The 17,703-nt window shown below is 39.4% G+C and carries 11 protein-coding genes and 1 pseudogene; 10 read left to right on the top strand and 2 right to left on the bottom strand.

Annotated elements, in window-relative coordinates; all coding sequences use genetic code 11:
• The first annotated feature begins 39 nt into the window (after window positions 1-39).
• The 7 genes and pseudogenes from LPB86_RS13010 to LPB86_RS12980 all read left to right on the top strand — a co-directional run bounded on the left by LPB86_RS13010 (window position 40) and on the right by LPB86_RS12980 (window position 10,789).
• The gene (locus LPB86_RS13010) at window positions 40-3,324 is read left to right on the top strand and encodes a SusC/RagA family TonB-linked outer membrane protein (RefSeq protein WP_230644591.1); all 3,285 of its coding nucleotides are present in this window, start codon (window positions 40-42) and stop codon (window positions 3,322-3,324) included.
• Window positions 3,325-3,334: 10 nt separating this feature from the next.
• Entirely contained in the window at window positions 3,335-4,756 is a 1,422-nt protein-coding gene (locus LPB86_RS13005) for a RagB/SusD family nutrient uptake outer membrane protein (protein WP_230644589.1), read from the top strand.
• An 18-nt stretch (window positions 4,757-4,774) separates the two neighbouring features.
• Window positions 4,775-5,290, top strand: a pseudogene (locus LPB86_RS13000) (DUF4843 domain-containing protein); the annotation flags it as partial.
• Between the two features lie 218 nt (window positions 5,291-5,508).
• The gene (locus LPB86_RS12995) at window positions 5,509-6,936 is read left to right on the top strand and encodes a PKD-like family lipoprotein (protein WP_230644585.1); all 1,428 of its coding nucleotides are present in this window, start codon (window positions 5,509-5,511) and stop codon (window positions 6,934-6,936) included.
• Window positions 6,937-7,003: 67 nt separating this feature from the next.
• Complete coding sequence (locus tag LPB86_RS12990) at window positions 7,004-8,191, top strand: TlpA disulfide reductase family protein (protein WP_230644583.1); 1,188 nt, start codon at window positions 7,004-7,006, stop codon at window positions 8,189-8,191.
• Between the two features lie 55 nt (window positions 8,192-8,246).
• Complete coding sequence (locus tag LPB86_RS12985) at window positions 8,247-9,500, top strand: redoxin domain-containing protein (RefSeq protein ID WP_230644582.1); 1,254 nt, start codon at window positions 8,247-8,249, stop codon at window positions 9,498-9,500.
• A gap of 83 nt (window positions 9,501-9,583) precedes the next feature.
• Entirely contained in the window at window positions 9,584-10,789 is a 1,206-nt protein-coding gene (locus LPB86_RS12980) for a sialidase family protein (protein ID WP_230644581.1), read from the top strand.
• Between the two features lie 92 nt (window positions 10,790-10,881).
• On the opposite strand, the gene LPB86_RS12975 is transcribed toward LPB86_RS12980, so the two are convergent.
• Window positions 10,882-11,442 (bottom strand): NADPH-dependent FMN reductase, encoded by a 561-nt coding sequence (locus tag LPB86_RS12975; RefSeq protein WP_230644580.1) that lies wholly within the window; start codon window positions 11,440-11,442, stop codon window positions 10,882-10,884.
• 300 nt (window positions 11,443-11,742) lie between these two features.
• On the opposite strand from LPB86_RS12975, the gene LPB86_RS12970 reads away from it, so the two are divergent.
• A complete protein-coding gene (locus LPB86_RS12970) occupies window positions 11,743-14,061 on the top strand; it encodes a patatin-like phospholipase family protein (RefSeq protein ID WP_230644578.1) in 2,319 nt (772 codons plus the stop codon).
• A complete protein-coding gene (locus tag LPB86_RS12965; RefSeq protein ID WP_230644576.1) occupies window positions 14,058-14,591 on the top strand; it encodes a hypothetical protein in 534 nt (177 codons plus the stop codon). Before LPB86_RS12970 ends, LPB86_RS12965 begins: the two co-directional genes overlap by 4 nt.
• Here the strand turns inward: LPB86_RS12965 and LPB86_RS12960 are convergent.
• Entirely contained in the window at window positions 14,588-16,969 is a 2,382-nt protein-coding gene (locus LPB86_RS12960) for a BamA/TamA family outer membrane protein (RefSeq protein WP_230644574.1), read from the bottom strand. The genes LPB86_RS12965 and LPB86_RS12960 overlap by 4 nt on opposite strands.
• On the opposite strand from LPB86_RS12960, the gene LPB86_RS12955 reads away from it, so the two are divergent.
• Window positions 16,954-17,703 carry an RNA methyltransferase gene (locus LPB86_RS12955; RefSeq protein WP_230644572.1) on the top strand — a complete coding sequence of 250 codons (750 nt, stop codon included), beginning with the start codon at window positions 16,954-16,956 and terminating at the stop codon, window positions 17,701-17,703. The two genes, LPB86_RS12960 and LPB86_RS12955, sit on opposite strands and share 16 nt — an antisense overlap.

Genomic DNA, 17,703 nt, shown 5'->3' with positions numbered 1-17,703 from the left:
TGTGTTTATTAAGAAACACGCCTTAAAACCGAAACTTTAATGAATATATCTGTCAAAAAGATGCTGCTGTGCATGGTCTTTACGGCAAGCCTCCTTTTCCTGAGGTTGCCAACTCATGCGCAAACTATATCACTATCAAAAAATGAGTTTACTTTAAACGAGTTATTTTCTGAGCTAAGAAAGCAAAGCGGCTTTGATTTTGTGTTTACTACGCCACAATTTAACACAGCTAAAACCGTAGTTGTTAAATCAACAAATGCATCCTTAAAGGATATACTCGATCAAGCTTTTGCTGGTCAGCAAATCAGCTACACCATCCGCAACAAAACTATTGTGATCACCGACAATAAGTTGGTGAAGCAAGAACTCATCTCTGGATCTGTAGGTGACAGAAAAGACCGCAAACCCATCCCCGGAGTAACCGTGAGTATCAAAGGGACGAAGTCTATGATTCAAACGGATAGAAATGGAAAATTCACAATAAGTGTACCAAGTGGTGCAACTTCATTGGAATTCAGATTTATCGGTTATAAGACCATTAATATGGCTATTTCTCCGAATTCGGATTATACGATTTATATGCAGGAGGACCTACAGTCACTAAATGAAACAGTGATTAGGGGGATGGTTGAGCGTAAAGCCTCAACTTTTACAGGTGCAGCAAAAACAATTACTGGAGCAGAGCTTTTACAGGCCAATCCCACAAACCTCTTTACTGCCATCCAATCCCTTGATCCTTCTTTTAGGATTATAACAAATAATGCGGTTGGAGGTGACATTAATGCACTTCCCGATATTACTGTTCGTGGCCAAGGCTCATTTCCAACTTTGGGAGATCAACTAGCTGGCAATCCTAATTTACCACTATTTGTACTTGATAATTTTGAGGTAAGCCTGCAACAAGTATCTGATTTAGATATGAACCGCATAGCTTCGATCACGTTGCTAAAAGACGCCTCTGCTACTTCTATATATGGCGCAAGGGGGGCAAATGGCGTAATGGTTATTACCACAACAACACCCGCTCCTGGTACGTTGGAGGTTTCATTGACAAACAACTTTACATTTTCCAGTCCGGATTTATCGGTATACCATATGTTGAATAGCCAGGAAAAGCTGGAATTCGAAACCCGTGCAGGTCTGGTTACCACCTTTGCCCAACAGTACAAATATGCAGAGCGGTATAAAGAAATGCTTAGGGGCGTAAATACCGATTGGACCCGAATTCCTGTACAAACAGGATACAGTAACCGCAGTTCTTTAACCTTGTCGGGTGGCGATCAAACCATACGCTACGGATTAACTTTTAATGGACAACTTCTTCAAGGGGTAATGAAGGAACAAGATAGAAAGAACTATTCTGGAAATTTCAACTTCAGTTACAGTGTTAAAAAAATAAAGTTTAGAAATGATATTACTTTAACCCAAACGGTTTCCAATGCATCACCATATGGCTCATTTAGTGATTATTTGGCTTATAATCCTTACACCCGCCCATATGATGAAAACGGGAATCCTGGAAGATATATTGAGCAAATAACCGTACCAAATACCCTAAACCAGAGTGATCATTCGGCAGTTTTAAATCCCCTGGCAGATGTCACCTACAATTCAATAAATGATAGGAATAAAACTTTAAATATCCGTAATCAAACCAGTCTAGAATATTTCATAACAGATCATCTAAGGTTAGCGGGAAATTTGGGAATTACAAAGGAAACCGGAACGGTTGATAATTTTTATTCGGCCTTTGACAGTCGATTTGCCAATACTGTAGATGTTTCAAGAAAGGGTACGTATTCAATTGTTACGAACAATTCTCTTGGTTTGGATGGACAAGGGAGGATTAATTACAATAACAGTTTTGGCCGTCATATTTTCACTGCTGGCGGTACATTTGATATCCGCACTTCAAACGCTGACAATTATACGCTTATTACAGAAGGTTTCCCTTTCGACAGGTTGGACAACTTATTATTTGCTACACAATATCAAGCAAATGGTAAACCTAGTGGGCTACAAAGCACTGTAAACGAACTTTCTTATGGTGGTGTATTTAATTACACCTATGACAATCGCTATTTTACTGATTTTTCTTATACAAGAGAGGGATCATCTGCCTATGGGGAAAACAATAGATTTGCTTCGTTCTGGTCGGCTGGTTTGGGATGGAACCTTCATAACGAGCAGTTTCTTAAATCAATTTCACAAATCAGCTCACTAAGGCTGCGCGGAAGCTATGGATCAACGGGGTCAAGTGCAACCCTGCCATATGCTTCACAGTTTAGGTATAATTTCAGCACGTCAACAAGTTACTACGCCGATTTAGGTGCCACACTGGCTGGATTTGGAAACTTAGATTTAGGTCCACAAAATAGATTGAAAGCCAATATAGGGTTCGACGCCAGTTTGTTTCAAAATCGTTTAAGCATTGTTTTTGATGTATATAGAGAAACAACACAGAACTCTCTGACATCAGTTTCATTAGCGCCTTCTACAGGATTTAGCAGTTATATTGAGAATTTGGGTAAAATAGAGAATTCGGGTATAAATTTCGATGTTGCGTATCAAGTTATAAATAATCCAGCGAGAGCGTTAAGATGGACAGTAAGTGTTAATGGGGCCTTGAACAAAAACATTTTAAAGAAACTTTCTGATAAGATGAAAGCCTTTAATGATCTGCTGAATGCTGCAAATACGACTCAATATACGCCAAATCCTCAATTTATTGAGGGGCAGTCCATGACTGCGATCTACACGGTGCGCTCATTAGGTATTGATCCGATTACTGGTCAGGAAATTTATGTTAAGCTTGACGGCACTCCTACATACAACTGGGACACAAATGACAAAGTGTATGCGGGAGATTCAAGAGCTAAAATCACAGGAGCCTTAAACTCGAATTTCCAATATAAAGGACTGAGTTTTGGATTTAATGTGCGTTATGATTTTGGCGGAAGCATGTACAATTCTACCCTGGCTACCAGAGTAGAAGGTGCCAACCCATTAGGTAATGTTGACCGCAGAGCATTTGATTTAGGTTGGGTAAGTGTAGGAGATGTTAGTAAATTCAAAAGGATTTCTGCAAGCAGTATAGTAAGAAGCACATCACGTTTTGTGCAAAAGAATAATACAGTTACCCTACAGGGATTTAACCTGGGATACACTTTTCAAAATTCATTTGTGCAGGGGCTGGGCTTGAAAAACCTAAGGATAACGGCTAATACGGATAATGCTTTTACAATTAGCTCAATAGAAGTAGAGCGAGGTACCGACAATCCATTTGCCAGGAGCTACACACTTAGTCTAAGTACAAGATTTTAAATTTGATTCGATGAAAAACAATATAATATTAATAGGATGCATGGTTATTATTAGCTCCCTGACCGCTTGCAAAAAATTCCTTGATGTAGAGCCAAAGGATAGTTTATCTGAAAAAGAGTTTTTCACTTCAGAAGCTGGCTTTCAGCAAGCTTTAAATGGTGTTTATTCTCAGCTTGCTTCCCGTGATCTGTATGGAGATAAGCTAACAATGGGATTTGTTTCTGCGCTGGCACAAAATTACGCTATCACAAGTGTGCAAAGCACTATTCCTCTTGTGGAAACCACAAAGCTTAATTATACGACTGCTGAGGTGCAGACTCATGTTTCAACAATATGGTCTACAAGTTATAATGCAATTGCCGGGCTAAACAAAATTCTGGAGAATACAACAATTAATAGGTCTGTTTTGACCGAAAGTACTTACACCATTGTTCGTGGTGAGTCATTGGCTTTAAGAGCATTGCTTCATTTCGACCTCCTGCGCTTGTTTGGAAAGGAATACAAGGCAAATCTTAATGCTAAAGCTATTCCTTATAAAAAAGACATCAGTGAAAATGCGCAAGTGCCATCTACTACACAGGAAGTAGTAAGTCTGGTTTTGGCAGACCTAAAGGAGGCCGAAAACTTATTGATTCAAAACGATCCAATTGTTTTAAATGATGAAAGAACCAGACGTGAACATTTAAATTATTATGGGGTAAAGGCCTTAGAAGCAAGGGTTCGTATTTATATAGGTGATAAAGAAGGTGCGAAGAGTGCGGCACTACTTGTGGTAAATTCCGGAAAATATCCGTTTGTAACTGTAGCCGCTGCGGAAAGCACCACCAATAGAGATCGTCTATACCTCACAGAACAGATCTTTATGCTTAGATCGAGGAACTTACAAGCACATACAGATACGTATTTTAGAGCGGGAACACTCCTAAACACTAAATTGACACAGACCGAAAACAACTTTAACACGTTATACGAGACTCCATCAAATGGTGTTAATACCGATATAAGATATAAAAACTGGATAGAGACAGACGGTGGCCTTAAATTCCCATCCAAATTCTGGCAATCTTCAAGTACAACAATTTCGACAGCGAGGTTAGATCAGTATGTACCGGTTGTCCGTCTGTCTGAAATGTACTATATTTTGGCAGAAGCTGCAGCTACTCCCGCAGAAGGTATTGCTTATTTAAATACAGTGCGTCAAAACCGATCCCTGGCACTACTTGCCACAACGGGTAATCAGACATTTTTAAACGCAGAACTATTAAAAGAATATCAAAAGGAATTTTATGCCGAAGGTCAATTGTTCTTTTATTATAAGCGCATTAATGCGACAAGCATGCAATTTTACACTGGTACCCCTACTGCGATTGTGCCTGCCAAATACATACTGCCGATACCTGATACCGAACTTCAATTTAATCCAAACTACTAATCCATTAAATTATTTATTATGAAATATTTACTGTTCTTTTTAGTCATAACCTGCTTTTTTTCTTGTAAAAAAGAAGAAGTGATGACTTATGAAGGTGAGAATGGAGTAGCTTTTTATGAGTATTACCAAATCACCAATCCGCGTACCTACTCATTTTCTGCTGCTGCCAATGTTGCAAAAGTGAAAGATTCTGTTTTTGTTGAAATGCAGGTTTCAGGTTTGCTAGCTGATTATCCCCGCAAAATAAAAATCAAAGCTATGGCAGGCACTACGGCAAAGGCAGGAATAGATTATGATTTTCCGGAAGAGATAACACTTCCTGCAGGGGCCTTTAAAACCAGGTATCCCATCGTGGTATACAAAACACCTCAAATGATGTTAGATACTATGATACTGGTTGTTGAACCAGTGGCAACCACGGATTTTAAAGTAGGTGCTGCAGGAACGATACCCAGAAAAACTTCCTCAGCTGCCGACGAGCAACTCTTCAAGCAGTTAAAACTTTATATAAATGATATGCTAACCAAACCAACCAGTTGGAATGAGACAGCTTACGGCATTTTCAGTTCAGTAAAATTACGTTTTATGATGAAGCAATATCCAACTGCAACTGCCAACAGTTTTTCAACCTCTAGTGCGACCAGATTACCGGTTTTAAGGGCTGCTTTAACTACATACGAGTCTACTAATGGGCCTTTGATAGACGAAAGCAATATTAGGGTTACCTTTTGATCACATTTAATTTACAAGTTATGAATAAGATAAAATATATACTGCAAAGCACCTTGATGTTGATTATCATGTTGGTCTTGGCTTGTACAAAGGAAGAGGGAAAAGAGACCTACAAATCAATTAACAATTTAACCATTGAGACACCGGCATTGAGTAGCATGACGCTGTCGCTTTACGATTCGCTGATCATTGCTCCTGTGTTAAAAGAATCAATGCCTGAAGGTGAGGAATACAGCTATTCATGGACCATTAATGACTCTTTAGTTTCCCTGAAAAAAGATTTAAGAGTTAAAGTTGATCTGCCGATTAAAACTGGCTACAGAGTGTGGTTTAAAGCTACCAGTAAGAAAACGGGAATTCAGGCCATGTACCAGTATACGTTGGACGTAAGGGGCACATATTATGCTGGCTGGTATGTGGCGCACAATAAAGAAGGCAAAGCCCGTTTTTCATTTATACGAGAAGACGATGTAATCTTAATGAATCCCCTGGAAGAGGTGAATAATAAAACTTATGCAGGAAATGCAGTTGGAGCTTATCATGCATTAGCTTATGAATATGGTGGCAGTACCTATTCGGGATATTTATTTGCTTTTACCAGTCAGGGTGTTTGGAGATTTGACAGGGATAATTTAAAAGAGATCCAGGATATTTCGGAGATCATTCCCTCTTTTAACAACTTTCCAATTACCTCAAAACCATTTCAAGCAAATGTTCCATCTTTTTACATAGACCAAGTGTTGATTTTAAATGGCGGAGTTTATGCAGGGCCTGGACCAGCTTTTCCTGATTATGAGTTAGGGTCCTTTGAAGAACTGTCAGCTGGAGACTATGAAATGTATCCTGGTGGATTTTTCTTGGCCTCCAATTCTCCAGCCTATTACTACGACAATAAGTATAAGCGGTTCATGATTCTTCCTCAACAATCAAGCATTTTGAGCGTGGCTCCAGCCACTCCTACGGCGGCATTTAATTTCGCTAATGTTAACAGAACAATGCTGGGTTTTGATACAGGTAATACATCTTCAAGAGAGTATTATTTTATCATGGCTGATGCAACCAATACCCGCTATTTGATGTCCGCTATTGCGAGCGGCAGCGGAACTGTTCCAGGTATAAACCAAAGGATAGATGGAACAGATATTAATATTGCAACAAATTTTGTTACCTCTTCGGTTCAAAAGCAGATGTATTATTCCGCAAATAATAAAATTTACTTGTACAATATATTAACAAATACATCAGTATTACTTTATTCTTTCCCAATTGGGAATGTAGTTAAGGATATGAAAAAATCAGGTAACACCCGGATTGCTGTAGCAACAAATTCAGGGACGGCTGGTGTGGTATATTATTTTGATCTTGCTGCTACGGGAGAATTTACAGGTAACACTTACGTAAAGAAGTATGAAGGATTTGGAGAAATTGTTAAAATCGCTGAAAGGTAAATATGTTAAAAAACACTTATAAAGAGCTAGTGATGAAACATTGGCTCTCATTAAATAATCTACGATAATGATAAAAAAGTTTAACATGGTTGCCACAAGCTTGTTCGTTGGTTTCGCGGCTTACAGTCAACAACCTACACCTGCATATAAAGCCAGTCTTGATTCCTTAAAGACTATCATAGACCCACTAAAACAAGAAGTTATCATTAAACGATTGGTTAAAGCGAATCCGGATGATAATTTTGAACAGTATAAGGCGATGCTGGCTGGAAATTTTGCAGCAGCAAAAAATACGAGTAAAGCGTTAACTTATTTTAACCAGCTTGAAGGAAGACCGCGAACAATGTATCTGGGAATAGTGCCAACTGCAATTCTTACTTATGATGTAAAGGCCGCTGAAACTTTAGTTAACGAACAACTTAATAAAGTTGAAAATTCTGCACAGGATCGTCAGACTTTGCTAAACGTAAGGAGCCAAATTCTGGTAAAAAAGGGTGATTACGCAAACGCATTTACCGCTTTTAAGGAATATTATGATCAGGTGCAGCGAAAAAGCCCGGGATTGACTGCAAATTACTACTACTTAATGAGCAAGTCTGGCAGCCAGAAGGAAGCTCTGCCAGAACTGGAAAAATCAGTATTGACAGGCGTAGCCACCGACGACTTGAAAGTAGAATTAAAATCAGCGTATACTAAATTAAACCCGGGTAAAGACCCGAAAGCTTATTTGGCTGGATTAGTTAAGCAATTTGAAGAAAAGCACAAAGCAGAATTGGTAACCAAAATGATAAAAGAACCAGCACCCAATTTCAGCGTAACAGATATAAATGATAAACTCGTTTCACTGTCTGATTTTAAGGGCAAAACAGTAGTACTTGATTTTTGGGCTACCTGGTGTGGACCATGTAAACGTGCATTGCCATCCATGCAGATGACCGTTGACAAATACAAGAATGATCCAGACGTAAAATTCCTATTCATCCACACCTGGGAAAGTGTAAGTAATCCTAAAGAAGAAGCAACTAAATACTTCGCAGACAATGGCTTTAGGTTACCACTATACATGGACGTAAAAAATCCTGCTTCCAACAAAAATCCTGCGGTATCCTCTTTTGATGTTGACGGAATACCAGCGAAGTTTGTGATTGACGGAAACGGCAACATCCGCTTCAAAATGAGTGGATTCGGAGGCACAAATGAAGCAGCGGTAAACGAGCTGTCCACCATGATCGAATTGTCACGTATGGCCATTTAGTAATCGGATGAGACATAAAAAAGCTTTAAGTAGTCAATCGTTAAAAAGTACATAGATGAAAAGAATTATTTTAAACTCCTTAATAGCAGGTTTTGTATACCTGCTTACGTTTACAACAAATGCCATTGCTCAATCCCTGCCATCAGACACTACACTTTCTGGCCTTTTTAATGCAATCAAGTCCGATGTTGATCCTGAAAGAATGGAACTGATGCTCAAAATGATGCGTACAAAAATTGACGTAGGAAACAACCAAACCTTAATTGATGCTGGTTGTGAATATACTGCTATAGCCTACGCAGAAGCTGGAAATGCAGCAAAAGCCAATTTGTTGATCAGCCAGATTAAAGAAACGAACTGGAAAAACGGGACGATTTTGGCAGTTGTACAGAAACTGATTGAAGCGGGAAAACTGGATGATGCCGAACGCATGATTACAGCAATTGTTGATGCATCGCCAAATGGTATTGCTGATACCTCCTTTTCTGAACAAGAAAAACAGCAGCTTCGTTTTCAACGTGGTACCATACGCTTTAGACAGGGGAAGTATAAAGAGGCTTTACCTTATCTTGCCCCTGTTGGTGGAAAGCAACGTACCAAAAATTCAGAATTGTATGTACTCGCCTTGATGCGCTCCGGTAATACTGACCTGGCGCTCACAGAGATCAATAAATTATTGACCAGGCCTGGATATTTTGGAGCAGAGTTTAAAGAAGGCGTAAAAACACTTTTTGCAAAAAAGTACGGAAGTAATCAACGCTTTAAGACTGTGATGGATTCTATAGATGCTGCGCAAGCCCAACAAATGCGGGTTGCTGTAGAAAAAATGAAAGTAAATGAACAAGCACCAGACTTCGAAATCAAGGATGTAAACGGAAAACTGGTATCATTGAAAAGTCTGAAAGGTAAAACTATAATTATTGATTTTTGGGCCACCTGGTGTATTCCCTGTGTAGGCTCTTTTCCTGGTATGCAAAAGGCCGTTGACTATTATAAAGGAGACTCTTCTGTAGTTTTCATGTTTGTTCATACTTCTGAAAAAGTACCAACAGCAACCCAGGATGCGATGAAGATCATTGATAACAAGCGCTATACCTTCGATGTATATATGGATCTTAGAGATGAACAAACACACAGAAATCCAATGTCATCTGCCTTCCAGGTTAGAGGTCTGCCTACCAAGGTGGTTATTGACAAAAATGGTATGATCAGGTTTAGGAATACCGGATATATTGGTGTAGATGAAGCAATCCCGGAGATCTCAACTATGGTTGAAATGAGCAAACTTCAGCCTGCTGCTTCGAAATGATTATTACACAACTCATAATTAAACCGCAAGATGGCCGGCCCCAAAGCTGGCCATTCTTAATATCCTTTCGCAATACAACACAGATGATGAAACAATCTTTTCAAATATTCAAAAAATTAGCTTTTACAATTTTCTTATTGCCACATGCTGCTTTGCCCCTTATGGCCCAGCATAATTTGGCTCAAATATTAGGTGATACCCGATCATTTGAAGTGAGTGCCTGCAAACCTTCTAAAAACGAGATTGTAACTGTTTGGATGGAAAAAAGAACCGGACGAAAAGACAATAACGAAAACGCTGCAGACATGCAGGTGGGCTACAAATATTCTGCAAACAATGGAGAAAAATGGACAGAAAAAGGCCTTGTTGATTTGCCAAACACTTTTGGTACAGGCAATCCTTTTGTTGCAAACAATGAAAAAGGGAATACTTATCTGGTTTGCATGCACATTGGCAAAGATTTTTATTCTGGCAATATTTCCTTATATGAATTTGATTTCGCTAAAAAGCAGTTCTACTTAAAATCGGTTCCCATTAAAAGCGATGATCAGCTTTTAGATAAGCCTTCTTTTGTAAGCTACGAAGACGAAATTCATTTGGTATACGTTGCATACCCAAAAAGGGCGAAGAATGCTGTAAAGTACCAGATGTCTAAAGACAAAGGAAAAACCTGGACAGAGCCTATAGATGTATTTTCTGAGAATGGTGGGGGCTTCTTAGGGCCATCAATCGCGATATCGAAAGATAAGCAGGTTATCGTTTCTATAGGAGCCTATGGAAATAAGAACATAATGGTTGCCAGAAAGGCCAAATCTGATAACATCGCGTTTGAAAAGCCCATTGTTGTAAGTCAGGTCTCTGTCCAACAAGGGGCTGCAATGACTGAACTATCAACCTATAAAAAAGGAATGATTATAACCTGGCAAAACCCGCATCAGCGAAACGAAACGTATTTATCTTACAGTAAGGATGAGGGCAACAGCTGGGCTAAACCATTTATGGTAACCTCATTTGGAAATCTAACCTCAGCAGCCTTCGACGAAAAAGGCAACATCCATTGTATGTATTCTGACTTCAGTAATCAAAAATTCTTTGTTGGTTATAAACTACTTGATAGTAAATTTAAGGTATTGCAAGAGGAAAATCTAACTTCCCCTACCCCACTAGCCACCTTTACGGAATATTTAGGAGCCTATCAAAAGCTATTAATTCAGGGCAATGAACTTTTTGCTTTCTGGATTGATTATCACAATAGCAGTACGCTAAAGTTCACAAAGTGGAAAATGTAAAAGCAGGGAGAGATCTATTATCTCATAAAAGATAGATCTCTCCTTGCGGTTTGAGATGACAATTGAACTGATGGTAAATGTTGCCGTCTTTTTTATTTGCCGATTACCTTTGTGAATAATTCGAGGTAAGCAATTACCGCAACCTGAAGAAAATCTCTTGTTTTACTTTCTGATAGGTTACCATTCTCATCAAAGCAGTCACTTACCTTAGCAATATAAACCTCAGGCTGTTGCATAATTGGCATATCCAAAAACACAAGGCTTTGTCTCAAGTGGTGATTGGCGCCAAAAGCAGAAAGATTACTTGGGGAATTACTAAAAATTGCCGCTGGTTTGCGGCTCCAAATGCTTTTTCCGTAAGGACGCGAACCTACGTCGATTGCATTTTTCAAAACTCCAGGAACGGATCTATTGTATTCTGGTGTAATGAAGATTACACCCTCAATGGTGGCCATTTTATCCCTAAAGACAGTGTAGGCTTGAGGCACATTTCCCTCATCATCAAAATCCTGGTTGTACAGCGGAAGGTCGGCGATGGAGATAATTTCGAAGTCGAACCCAGCAGGTGCCATATTTACCACCTCTGCTGCTATTTTTTTAGAGAACGATTCCTTGCGAAGGCTCCCTGCAATTATTCCAATTTTCTTGTTCATATTTTTATATATTTTTAGATAACTAATCTTATTTTTTGCCGCTATTCATCTTGTCTATTTTAATTGTTGGCTATTATTTAAACCCAATAAATAGGACAATGTTTGCCCATAGGGCGTCGAAATTCACACGAAAAGCTGGATGCGGTGCATTGGGACATTTCCGATCTGAGCATTGGGCAGCATATGTCCAAACACCGTTTTTAATCTTTCTATCGTATTTGATTTGGAAAGAAAGACATGTCATGTTCATTAGTAAAATTAAATCATCCGATTAAAAGCTAAAAACCCTAAATTTAGGGAGTGAAAGCATTACAATACACCATACTTTGTATCTTGTTTTTTTGCGCGTCTACAGTACGTGCGCAAAAGGTAGGTTTGGTGTTGAGTGGTGGCGGGGCCAAAGGGCTTGCACATATTGGAACCTTAAAAGCGCTGGAAGAGCATAACATTCCGATAGATTACATTACGGGAACCTCTATGGGAGGTATTGTTGGTGCAATGTATGCCGCCGGTTATACACCTGCGCAAATTGAAAAAATTGCGCTGACCAGTGATTTTCAGGACTGGGTGGCTGGCCGCTATAGCAGCGATTACAGTTTCTTCTTTCAGAAAAGCAATGTCAATGCCTCGGCGGTTACGGCAAAAATGATTGTTGACACCAGTTTAAGGTTTAATTTTAGACAAACCCTGGTCAATGATATCCCTTTAAACTTTGCCTTACTGGAACTTTTCTCGCAGGCATCCGCCACTTCTAAGGACAATTTTGACCATCTTTTTGTGCCCTACCGCTGTATGGTTTCTGATGTGCTGTCACAAAATAGCATCACCGTTAAAAATGGAAGCCTGGCAGAGGCGGTGAGGGCAACCATGACCGTACCATTGGTATATAGGCCTATTAAACTGGAGGGAAAATATGTATTTGACGGTGGCTTGTATAATAACTTCCCTGTAGACGTGCTCAAAAAAGAATTTCATCCTGATTACATTATAGGGGCAAATGTTTCTTCCAAAACATTTAATGAGTATCCTAAAAACGGCGATGACCGCCTGATGCGCAGGCTCATGATCTACATGTTTTTATCTAAGTCAGACAGTACTATGATTGGTGAAAAGGGTGTCTACATTCAGCCTGAGCTAAGCGAATTCAGCACTACAAATTTTAACCCGGTGGCCGAATTGATTAAACAGGGTTACGATGCGGCTATGGCTGACATGCCTAAAATTGAGAAGGACATTACACGCAGGGTATCACCAACTGAACTGGCTCAAAAAAGAGAACTTTTTAACGGCAAAAAGCCTGAAATGATTTTCAGCACCATTACGGTTTCTGGAGTAAACAATCAGCAAAAGCGCTACATAGAACGGCTCTTTAAAAGAGACCAAACTACTTTTAACCTTTACGACATCAAACAAGCTTATTATAAACTGGTAGCGGACGAAACTTTTGAGGCCATATATCCCAAAATCTCCTACAACCAGGCTTCTGACAGTTACAATTTTGAGATTGTGGCACAACCGCGTAAAAGCATTAAACTTGATCTAGGCGGAAACATTTCTTCCAGGCCAATCAGCAACTTCTATTTAGGTTTGCAGTACAACTACCTGAACCGAAAGGCATATACTTTTGGTACTAATTTTTATTCGGGGCGGTTTTATGAATCTGTACAAATAAACGGTCGTATAGACTACCCTTCACGATTACCACTTTTTATTTCTGCAGAACTGACGTATAACCACTTAAATTATTATAACACCAGTCAAATCTTTATAGAAAATCCGCATCCTACCTATATTGAGCAAGGCGACAGGAAAATAGAGTTTAAAGCTGGTTTTCCTTTAAACAGAAACACCAGGGTATCTTTGGGGACGGCCTTTATCAATAACAACGACAACTATAGCCCTACCAATAGCTTTAACGTAGGCGACATTCTTGACCAAACTATTTTTAACGGTTTTAGGGTAAGTCTTGCCTTTGAGCAAAATACCTTAAACCGCAAACAATACGCCAGCAGGGGACGTAATTTTCTGTTTAACCTTAATTACTTTACAGGCAAGGAGAACTATACTCCGGGTAACATTTTCCGAACCACTAACTTATACAATGTGGTTGGGGTAAACAGGCCTTTCAGGGAATGGTTTAACCTTAAAGTAAGCGACGAAAACTACTTTTTGCACAAAAAGAAATATAGCGTAGGCTACCTGGCCGAAGCTGTGGTATCCAACCAACCCCTATTTTCCAATTACTACTCTACCCTACTTGTGGCACCTGCATTTTACCCCCTGCAAGACAGCCGTTCGCTGTTTTTGGAAAAGTTTAGGGCAACTACTTATCTGGCCGGCGGATTGAAAAACGTATACAAGTTAAAGAGAAATATGGAAGCCCGCATAGAGGGTTTTGTATTTTTGCCTTACAAAGAATTTGAACAAGCTGGTTTTCAGGAAATAGCCAATGACCGTTCCTTTAGCAAACTTCATTATGCGGGCACGGCAGGCTTGGTTTACCATAGCCCAATTGGCCCTGTAAGCTTAAGTTATAATTTGTATGATGATAAGGTAAAAAGAAACGGCATTTTACTACATTTGGGCTACCTGATTTACAATAAAAGATCAATAGAATGAGAAGAAAAGTACTCGTAGTTATATTGTTGCTGACCGCTGCCTTTAGGGGTTTTGCTCAAAAGTCAGACATCAACAACTTTATTGTAAAAGAAAGTCTGCTCAAAAACAGCAAACTGGCCATTATTGCTACAGATTCACTTGATAAGCCTTTGGAGCAAATAAACGGCGTATACACCTTTAGTGTAAGCGGTTTTACACAAACGTTAAATTTCCATGGCGGGGTGGCTATTTTACCATTACAACTGGAACGCTCGGCCTTTGTTTACCTAAAACACCTCAATGATGCCGGAACCCACAGCAAATTGGTATATGTGTATAAAAAGGAAGGAAATTTAAGCCCTTATCAAATTAACAGCATGTGGCTCATTTTATTTCCATTAGCTGTGATATTTATTGCCCTGGCTTTTAAAAGATTAATCATCATTGCGATCATTGTATTACTGGTTTTCTTTTACTTCAACCATAGCAATGGTTTGGGCGTAGGTACATTTTTTGAAACGATATTCGATACGCTGAAAAGAGCTTTTTAAAACGGCATGCCGATCCCAAAGTTGTACTGTACAAAACGGTAACTATCCGGACTATGGGTATTCACATACTGGGCTTTAAAATCTTTGGCACCACTTAGGTACTTACCAATCACCCATTGGTCTGAACCTGTAAATTGCGGATCTTTAAGTTTTAAACCCACGTCAAATCTGAATACAAAGTAATCTACATCATAACGCAACCCTACTCCTGTGCCAATTCCTAGCTGGTTGCCAAGGTTTTTGAGTTTAAAATAAGTTTCTGGTTGTGGGTTGCCCGCCGCAATGTTCCAAACATTCCCGGCATCTAAAAAGAATGCGCCCTTTAACTGTGCGCCAAAGAATTTATCCAGCAGCTTATACCTGTATTCCAGGTTGGCCTCTATATGCATTTGCCCCAATTGATCAATTCCGTATAAGGTGCGCCTCAAATCCTCCGAAGTAATCCGGTTTCCACGGTTATAATTTCCTGGTCCTAAAGTCCTGGCCTGCCAGGCTCGCACACCGTTTGATCCACCTGCAAAAAACAATTTCTCGAAAGGAATGGCATTAGAATTTCCATATGCATAGCCTACCCCCACATTTAACCTTGCCACAAACTGCTTAACGCCACCTAAGCTTTTGTACCACCTCACATCAACCTCTGGCCTAACATATTGGTTAAAAGGCAGGCCAAGCAAGGTAGCACTACCATCATCTCCTTCATTTTTACCGGTTATACTGGTAATGCCCTGCAACAGGTTTCCAGCCATATCAATATTTCCCCTAAAGTAAATAAAGCTTTTGTTGGGAAGCAACAGTTTATTGGCGTTTAAAGAGTAAGTATATTTAACACCAAGGGTAATGTCCCTTCTGTCCAGCAATTTAATGTTATAAGAATTTGCAGCAATTAAGGCTTTGCCATCTGCTGTAGTGGTATCAATGAGCAAACCTCCAAACCTATACTCAAAATTGAGGGGCGTTAAGGAATGTAGCTTAGATTTTGTTTCTACCCATTGGTAGGTGATAGAGGTTAGGTAAACCCTGCGGTCAAAGAAATCTTTTTGCAGGGAATAGATATAACTGGTGGAAAAAGTGGTGGTTGGCATTCCATTTTTTCCCATCATAGGGATATCAAAAGGAACCATTAACCGGGGAACAGCGAGATTGGCACTCACAGAGAAATCACGCTGGTAAATATCATTAAATAAGGATTGTCCCTGCCCTGTCCTGGATTGCAGACCTCCCTTTACCTGGAATTCAAAACGCTCTGCACCCCTGAAAATATTGTTATTGGTATAGGTATTACTGAGCGTAAAACCCACAGTACCCGCATTAAAAGGTACTTCCCCCTCTATCCTGTTACTCATTCTTTTTTGCGGAGTGAGCCTGATTACAGGATTTACCTGGTTAGCAGTGTCTTTGGGCTTGATGTAGTCGATCTTAACATTTTTAAAAACATTCAGCTCATACATCCTGTCGTAGGTTAAGTTTTCATTTTCAAGGCTGTAAAGCTCCCCACGCTTGATGAAATCGTACCGCACAATTGGATTTCTCCTAAACCGGCCCGACAAATCTGTATACCTTACCCCATTGCGCCCAATCCTTGGATTCAGTTTCAGTGAATCTGGAAAGCCATCTGTCGTTGGTGCAATGATAATGTTTGTTTCTCCGATTTTATACTGATCATGATTGGCTTTACCCTCAGGATTGTCTACAATCAAGGTCAAATTAACCTTACTATTATTTAAGTTACTGTCTACCGTATATTTAACATAGGGCCTAGAGAAATCATAATAGCCATTTTCCTTGAGCAATTCATACACCTGGTCCCGCTCATATGCCAATGAATCATCGTCATATTGCATGCCCTCTTTTAGATGAGAGAACTGCGTTTTCCTATCCATATAAATAGATTTAACTGCAGGATCTTCAATATCAAAGTTCAGTTTATTTACAAAAAATGCCGGTCCCGGGTTGGCTTTAAAATATACTTTAGCTTTTTGATGCTCAACTGTAATGTCTGATTTTACTTTGGCTTTAAAGTAGCCTTTACTCACCAGGAACTTTTCTACCTGGCTTCTGGAAATTTCTACCAGTGTACTGTCCAGAATCGGCGCAGGGTTACCAACAGATTTAGTTTTAAAAAGGCCGTAGAAAATATTGTACAAGCCCACATTAATGCTCAGCTTTGGCGCAGGGCGTATATCTTTTTGCACGTAGTTGTAAGCTTCTTCACTAAATTTATCCGGAACACTATCTATATCAACCGTTTTAACAATGGACTGGTAATCCTGTATATATTTTGTGGATGAGCAGGCCGTAACAAAAAGAATAATAAATAGTAATATTGCAGGAAACTGGAATTTCTTTTTGTTAATAAGATATGCTTTCAAAATCACAGATAGGGTTTATAAAATCATTACATCAAAAAAAGTACCGTAAAGAGCATAAGATCTTTATCATTGAAGGAATAAAATCAATACTGGAATTTATTTCCTCCAATTACCAGGTACATAGCATTTATTACCTTGCCCAATTTGAGCCCTTATTGCCTCAAATGCCTGCAAATATAAAGTTATTTGAAGTAAACAACGCTGAATTGGAGAAGATTAGTACCCAACAGGCTCCACAGGGCGTACTTGCGCTGGTAAATACACCTGAAGCGAGAAAAATAGAGCCCGCAGTTTTGCGAAACAAATTTTCTATTGTACTGGATGGTGTACAAGATCCGGGAAACCTGGGAACCATTATCAGGACGGCAGACTGGTTTGGCTTTGAAAACATCATTTGCTCTTTGAGTACAGTAGAAGTTTATAATCCAAAAACGGTACAAGCTACAATGGGTTCGCTAAGCCGGGTAAATGTTTTTTATCAGGAGTTGCCTGATTTTTTTGAGCAGGTAAATTTACCCGTTTTTGGAGCGATGCTTAACGGGACAAGTTTGTATGAGGTAAATTGGGGAAAAGAGGGGCTGATCGTTTTAGGGAACGAAGGACAAGGCGTAACCGAAGAGGTGATCAAAAAAATTACGCTACCCGTTACCATTCCAAGAGTTGGAACAGCTGAATCTCTGAATGTTGCCATCTCCGCTGCAATACTATGTGCTGATATCAGCAGAAATTTACAGAAATAA

The sequence above is a fragment of the Pedobacter sp. MC2016-14 genome, assembly GCF_020991475.1.
Classification (GTDB): Bacteria; Bacteroidota; Bacteroidia; order Sphingobacteriales; family Sphingobacteriaceae; genus Pedobacter.
The sequence above is the reverse complement of the archived record's forward strand: the minus strand, read 5'-3'. Positions and strand labels throughout refer to the sequence as shown.

What these genes read in the sequence shown, in the direction of transcription:
- LPB86_RS13010 (WP_230644591.1), top strand. Translation starts at nt 40, where the DNA reads ATGAATATATCTGTCAAAAAGATGCTGCTGTGCATGGTCTTTACGGCA.
- LPB86_RS13005 (WP_230644589.1), top strand. Translation starts at nt 3,335, where the DNA reads ATGAAAAACAATATAATATTAATAGGATGCATGGTTATTATTAGCTCC.
- LPB86_RS12995 (WP_230644585.1), top strand. Translation starts at nt 5,509, where the DNA reads ATGAATAAGATAAAATATATACTGCAAAGCACCTTGATGTTGATTATC.
- LPB86_RS12990 (WP_230644583.1), top strand. Translation starts at nt 7,004, where the DNA reads ATGATAAAAAAGTTTAACATGGTTGCCACAAGCTTGTTCGTTGGTTTC.
- LPB86_RS12985 (WP_230644582.1), top strand. Translation starts at nt 8,247, where the DNA reads ATGAAAAGAATTATTTTAAACTCCTTAATAGCAGGTTTTGTATACCTG.
- LPB86_RS12980 (WP_230644581.1), top strand. Translation starts at nt 9,584, where the DNA reads ATGATGAAACAATCTTTTCAAATATTCAAAAAATTAGCTTTTACAATT.
- LPB86_RS12975 (WP_230644580.1), bottom strand. Translation starts at nt 11,442, where the DNA reads ATGAACAAGAAAATTGGAATAATTGCAGGGAGCCTTCGCAAGGAATCG.
- LPB86_RS12965 (WP_230644576.1), top strand. Translation starts at nt 14,058, where the DNA reads ATGAGAAGAAAAGTACTCGTAGTTATATTGTTGCTGACCGCTGCCTTT.
- LPB86_RS12955 (WP_230644572.1), top strand. Translation starts at nt 16,954, where the DNA reads ATGCTTTCAAAATCACAGATAGGGTTTATAAAATCATTACATCAAAAA.